The sequence below is a fragment of the Brunnivagina elsteri CCALA 953 genome, from assembly GCF_002289455.1.
Lineage (GTDB): Bacteria > Cyanobacteriota > Cyanobacteriia > Cyanobacteriales > Nostocaceae > Brunnivagina > Brunnivagina elsteri.
In genome coordinates this window covers 1-5,591 of the sequence record NZ_NTFS01000415.1, presented here as the reverse complement: position 1 = coordinate 5,591, position 5,591 = coordinate 1, and the positions used below count along the sequence as shown (strand labels likewise).

The following is a 5,591-nucleotide window of genomic DNA, read 5'->3' as shown; positions in this document are numbered from 1 at the left end:
GGGCTAACCTGTAACATCTGATGCAGAATTAATATTAATTCTGCATCAGATGTTACAGGTTAGCCCTTGAAATTAACTACGACTGGACAGCACCACTTTTTCTAATCTCCAAAAAAAGTAGAAAAAATAGTGGGTAAAAGTTTCACCCGCTATTTTTCACGAAAAAGTGATTTGGCAGTTCAAACTGGTGCGGGTTCTAAGGGAGAAAACGCTTCCAAGCAAGCCACTGAGGAACTTATGTTAACTAATGCACAGACACTTACTGAAACTAAACCTCAAAGACAAACTCAGGAATCAACTAGCACCTCTGGCAACAATACTGAAAAAGATGAAACCACCTAAGCTAACGAATATTTATTAAAGTCGTTTGCCACTAACAAAACAAAATCGACTGCCAACTAAACTAAAATAATCGAAGCTTGCGCGACGTAAGTCGTTCGCTACAGAGAATAATGGAAAACCCATATATACGCTACCCCCACGAAACATTTCCTGAGCGTCTGTTAAAACTAGCGTTGTTATTTGCGAAGATTCAGCATCTTGACGACGAAACAGTAAAAGCAATCATGGCAGATCCATCACTGCTCAAAACGGAACACCTCAGACAAGAAGATCGAAGTGATTTCGCCGTTTAGAACGACCACGCGATCAACGAATTTTCGATACAACTCTCTTTTTTCTTTGCTTGGGAGCGTTTCAAGGAAACGCCCGTCGCCAAAAGTCTGGATTAGCTCAAATCGCAAGCTAGCACCAATACTGCTGACTTGCACGTTTTGCTGTTCGATCGATTGAATTTTGAGTATGCTTTTATCAATTGCCTCAGTAATGATCGCATCTTGAGGCATCTTTCTAAGCATTTCCACCCTAACTTTAAGCTCTGCCACCTCTGGTGATTCCTGTGGATTGGGCTGGTTAGTCACGGTGTAATTAGCCAATGTTTTTGCCTTTTCTGTCAAAACGGTATCAACCGCATCGATTACTCTCTGTAGTGCTACTCCAGCTTTATTAGTGCATCCGTTCTCACCGTAAACGCGACGATGTTTACACCTTAAAGCCATTGCCTTTTTCTTATCGTGGACGTAGCATTTACCACCACAGCAACCACAATAAATCTGACCTGATAATAAAATTTCACCCACCCCGGAATTACCAGTAAAATTTTGCCCCCACCGTCTGCGGTTTTCTGCCATCAGAGATTCTATTTGGTGGTATATCTGTAAAGATATCAAGGCTTGATGAGTGTCTCTCCTGATATCCCAGTTCTCAGGGTTTACCCTGTTATATTTCACGTTGTACCGGGTATGTCCCTGTAGCACAGGATTCATCAGCCAAGAACGTAAGCCTACAGGCGAGAATTTCAATCCGTAAGTTTCATTTATAAAATGAGCCGTACCCCGAATAGATGCTCTATTATCGAGAAGATAAGTCACGATCGCAGATGCGACTTCCCACTTGCTTTTTCCAGTTTCCCCAATTATTGATAAGTCAGGTACATACCTTCCGTCTGCGCGGGTATATCCAAAAGGTGGTTGATATGCTCGATTTTGCTCTTTAAAGTGAGCTATTCCATGTTTAACCCTGTCTTGCAGCAAACGCGATTCAAACTCAGCTAATCCAGCCATTTGGTTAATGGAGAACCAGCCGAACGGAGAGGAAGTGTCATCTACAGGAGCATCTAAAATAATTAACTTAACTTTTAATTCCTGAAACTCTGCGATCGCGCGGTGAATTGTGACCACCGATCGCGCTAGCCGATCGACCCGTGTTATAACAACTTCTGTGACTTGTCCAGTCCTGCACATTACCAACAACTTATTAAAGTTTTTTCTCTTATCGGATTTCCCTGACTCAATATCAGAGAAGATCAACGTACATCCAGCCTTTTCAATCCTGGCAGTTTGTTGCACTAATGCGTCTTCCTGCTCAAACGTTGACACGCGAACGTAACCAACGCGCATAAAATATCCTCAAATCCAATAAAAAGTATCTTACACCAATTTTGTCCCTTGTAAATCCGACAAGCGAAGGAAATGTCCAACCAAATAGCATGACTGTACCATGCATGGTGAACAAACCGTTATATACTGTCCGATCGACTAGATCGGCTTCAGGAGTGAGTAGTTCACCCCGCATAATCATCGCGAAGATGCCACCAACTAAAAGGAAAAAGAATGAAGTTACAAGATATTGAATCCCGATTACTTTGTGGTCGTGACTGAAGCTGAAGTAAGTTTTCCAGGTTGTCGGGGGTAGATGGTGATGTTTATCTAAGACAACGCTGGGAAGTCTTTCAACGTTGGTATTTGTCATGTTTGGAGTGGTGTGATGGGCATTGAGAATTGGGCATTTTGCTGAAAGTCCAAAGCTTGTACTGAGGGACAGCGAATGTATCTAAAATCGAATCAGCCTGAATAATTAACTATCGGAGGTGCTGCGGGTACTACTGTTTGCCAACCGTTTTGGAAGGGTTTGGATTGGTTAGCTGCGTATTCTTCAGCAGCTTGATTTTTGGCTGGAGCAGGTTTTTGATTTGCTGCTTTCTCTAACCAATGTTGATATTCTTCAGGTGAATCGACTACGACATTTGCTTCCATTGCTGCAAAGTATGTACCGCTAAATTGCGAGTCCATTAGACGGTATGTACCTTCGCGAGTCGGAGTGAATTCAAAGTCAATTGTTTGTTTGGGAATGATGTCTTGTTTAACTCGGAATGCAGGTACATAAAAGCCATGTAGAACATCTTCAGACTGCAATGCTAGGTGAATTCGCTGATTTGCAGGTAAGTGTAATTCAGTGCTGGAGACATTCTTGTAAGGATAGTGAAATTCCCAAGCCCATTGTTTTGCGATAACATTAATGGTTCCATTTCCGATAACTTCAGACTCTTGTTCAACAACTGGTTTTTTATCCCAAGGGAATGCATATGCCGATTCCATTGCTTTCGGCATCTGAAAATGCATGTGTTCCATTGGTCCGCGAATTGCCATTTGTTCGTAAACTTGATAGCTATAAGTTGCAATCCAAATCACCAGAGCAATGGGTATTGCTGTCCAAACGACTTCCAGGGCAATATTCCCTTCGATTGGGGGACCATCGCTGGTGTCGCTAGGTGCTGCCCGATGGAATACGATTGAATAAAGTAGGGTCACTGTGACACCCAGAAAAATAAATGATGCGAGTACGACTAGAAAACTAAATAAGTCATCAACTAGGTGCGATTCGGCTGCGGCTTGGACGGGGAACCAAGAATAGGATTGTTGTCCCAACCAGAGACTTGCCGCAGTTATCGCGATCGCACTCACAATGATTACAAAGATGTTTCGGATAATCATGGTGGGAATGGGGAATTGGGCATTGATTATTAACTACACGAACCAACAACCAATAACTATTTTAAAAATAAATTGGGGTTTTCACCTGCCCGGAGCAGGTAATCGGCTGTGTTATGGACTCCAAATTCAGCTGCGAGTTGTGCGCCTAATGTACCATGTATGTATAGCAAAAACATGACTGCCATACCCGCGACTAAGTAACCCCACTGAACTTGACGGTCTTCTTCTTTACGCCACACAAAACGCTGTAATCCTCGCCAAACTGTCATTCCGACGATGGTAGCTAGTAAGAAAACTCCTCCGACTCCGTGCCAGAGCATGGTTTCCATTGCTGCTAATCCCCAGGAACTTTTGACTGCGACTGTGGGTTCTGCCAGCATCATTTCGTAGAAACCAGCAGCTAGGGTGAAAAATGTGATGATTGACGAACCTAGCATGTTATACCAACCCACGTCGAAGAAGTTGGAACGTGCTGCTGGCAGTGCTAAAAATTTGAAGATGGGTTGTTGTAAGGGAAATAGTACCCCAACAAAATCAAAGGTAATGCCAATGATGAATAAACCCAGTGTGAGGTGAACTAAGTTTGGGTGAATTGGGAAAACATAAGGAAGTCCGTTTGTTCCCAGTTGCGATCGCAATTGTTCTATTAATCCTGTTTCCATTACAGTACTCCCTCTTTAATAGCTTCTACTACTGGTACTGTATGTAAGCCATATACCCAAACCAGTTCGTCTCCAAGGTAAACTTGCAAGAATACTAAGCAAGTTAAGACTAATCCTAATCCTAAATAGGGAATCGGTATTTGATTCGGGGTTTTTAAACGGATCGCATAACGCCAAGCTGTAATCGTTGCTATGACTCCAGACATTGACCAACCGATTAAAGTATGCATACTCAATACTGGTTGCACTACGTCGTAGGGTTTGGCTAATCCCGCTTCAAATTGTCCGAAAATAATGGCGACGAAAATCGCTACTGTCGCAAGGCACATATTCCACCAACTCACCTCGAACAAGCGGGGGTTTTTGGTAAAGTAACCAATTACATCGCAGGTAAAGGCAAATAATACCATCGCAATCACAAAATGAACCAAAATTGGATGGATGGTGTCTGGATATGGTAGGTTATGGTCGTTTAATTTGGGAATTAGGTCAAGCATGGTGTTCTCCTGGGTGCATCTCCTAAATGAAATAAAACTTTACAGACCGCTATTTCAAATTTTAAGGATTTGGCTAATTTAAAAAGTTTAAATTGCGACTTTTATGATTTTTTTATCTTTATTTTTTATATTTATTTTTTGTATATGGTCACTATAAATGTAGCAGTTGCTTGTCGCAACGCTGAAGGAATCAATATTACGGATGCTTTCGTATTTGTCTCAATTTTTCGACATTATCTTAATGGCTATTAGTTATTTATATACAGATGTAGATTCACTTAATTTTGTACTTGAATTACATTTTCAGAGATTGAAAAGTCTATGAATTATAGTTTGTGGGTAATCATCCTCTAAGTCGTTACCTGTCAACTCAATACTTTTGTTGAGCTAACTAAGCTAAATATCTCCAGAAGTAGATGACATTGTGAATCTCTTGATTTGATTATAGCTTTAGATACTCTGAAACAATATTAAATCGGTCAAATAATATTACTTATCAGTAACAATTGAATTGTTTAAAAGGTTAGCTAAAAACATTATTTTCCCAGGTAATTTATTTTTGGTATCCCAATTACATCCCTTACTTTCCCAACAATATGGGCTATTCTTTGCCTCGCCTACGTAAACAAAAATTAAGCTTAGTAAAGTTTTCATACACAACATTAAAACAATTCGCAATACTCGCAGAGCGAGAAGCTAAAGCTACGCAATTATGTTTTGTAACGGAGAGAAGTTTGTGGGGACGGAATACGACACACAAAACTACGGAGGATTTTACCCCGACACAAAACGCAAATCTTGCCACGGACGGGGATACGGACAGTGGCAAAGTTTGCACGCTGCCCTTCTATTGCTGGGGAATTAAACAGAACAAGCTTGTTAAGCAATTAATCTTGCAAATACTTGGTTTTTTGTGCAAAATTGTCTCAAATATGAAAATATTCAATTTTTTGATTTGCTTCGGCTCGAATTAGATATCCATCTAATCTAATCAAAAATTTAAAGTAAAAATAGAGGGATAAAAAACTTAAGAAAAAATTAAGACAAAACATTTAGATCGATGTGGTAATAGTAGCCAGTGTGCCATAAACTAAGGGTTC

The 5,591-nt window shown here is 40.7% G+C and carries 7 protein-coding genes and 1 pseudogene; 2 read left to right on the top strand and 6 right to left on the bottom strand.

Features of this window, described 5'->3' with window-relative positions:
• Positions 1-129: 129 nt before the first annotated feature.
• Entirely contained in the window at positions 130-342 is a 213-nt protein-coding gene (locus tag CK510_RS25355) for a hypothetical protein (RefSeq protein WP_095724314.1), read from the top strand.
• A 15-nt stretch (positions 343-357) separates the two neighbouring features.
• Here the strand turns inward: CK510_RS25355 and CK510_RS31225 are convergent, their stop codons facing one another.
• From CK510_RS31225 to CK510_RS25330, 6 genes and pseudogenes are all read right to left on the bottom strand, one after another.
• Complete coding sequence (locus tag CK510_RS31225; protein WP_143289435.1) at positions 358-564, bottom strand: hypothetical protein; 207 nt, start codon at positions 562-564, stop codon at positions 358-360.
• Positions 565-578: 14 nt separating this feature from the next.
• Positions 579-1,958 carry a fdxN element excision recombinase XisF gene (xisF, locus tag CK510_RS25350; protein WP_095724313.1) on the bottom strand — a complete coding sequence of 460 codons (1,380 nt, stop codon included), beginning with the start codon at positions 1,956-1,958 and terminating at the stop codon, positions 579-581.
• A gap of 55 nt (positions 1,959-2,013) precedes the next feature.
• Positions 2,014-2,310: pseudogene (locus tag CK510_RS25345) on the bottom strand (cbb3-type cytochrome c oxidase subunit I); the annotation flags it as partial.
• Between the two features lie 92 nt (positions 2,311-2,402).
• Positions 2,403-3,332, bottom strand: coding sequence for a cytochrome c oxidase subunit II (locus CK510_RS25340; RefSeq protein WP_095724312.1), 930 nt, complete (start codon positions 3,330-3,332; stop codon positions 2,403-2,405).
• Between the two features lie 56 nt (positions 3,333-3,388).
• The gene (locus tag CK510_RS25335) at positions 3,389-3,994 is read right to left on the bottom strand and encodes a DUF2231 domain-containing protein (RefSeq protein ID WP_095724311.1); all 606 of its coding nucleotides are present in this window, start codon (positions 3,992-3,994) and stop codon (positions 3,389-3,391) included.
• Complete coding sequence (locus CK510_RS25330; RefSeq protein ID WP_095724310.1) at positions 3,994-4,491, bottom strand: DUF2231 domain-containing protein; 498 nt, start codon at positions 4,489-4,491, stop codon at positions 3,994-3,996. The genes CK510_RS25335 and CK510_RS25330 overlap by 1 nt, the downstream gene beginning before the upstream one ends.
• Positions 4,492-5,203: 712 nt before the next feature.
• On the opposite strand from CK510_RS25330, the gene CK510_RS33020 reads away from it, so the two are divergent.
• Positions 5,204-5,356, top strand: coding sequence for a hypothetical protein (locus CK510_RS33020; RefSeq protein WP_211293303.1), 153 nt, complete (start codon positions 5,204-5,206; stop codon positions 5,354-5,356).
• The last annotated feature ends 235 nt before the right edge of the window (positions 5,357-5,591 follow it).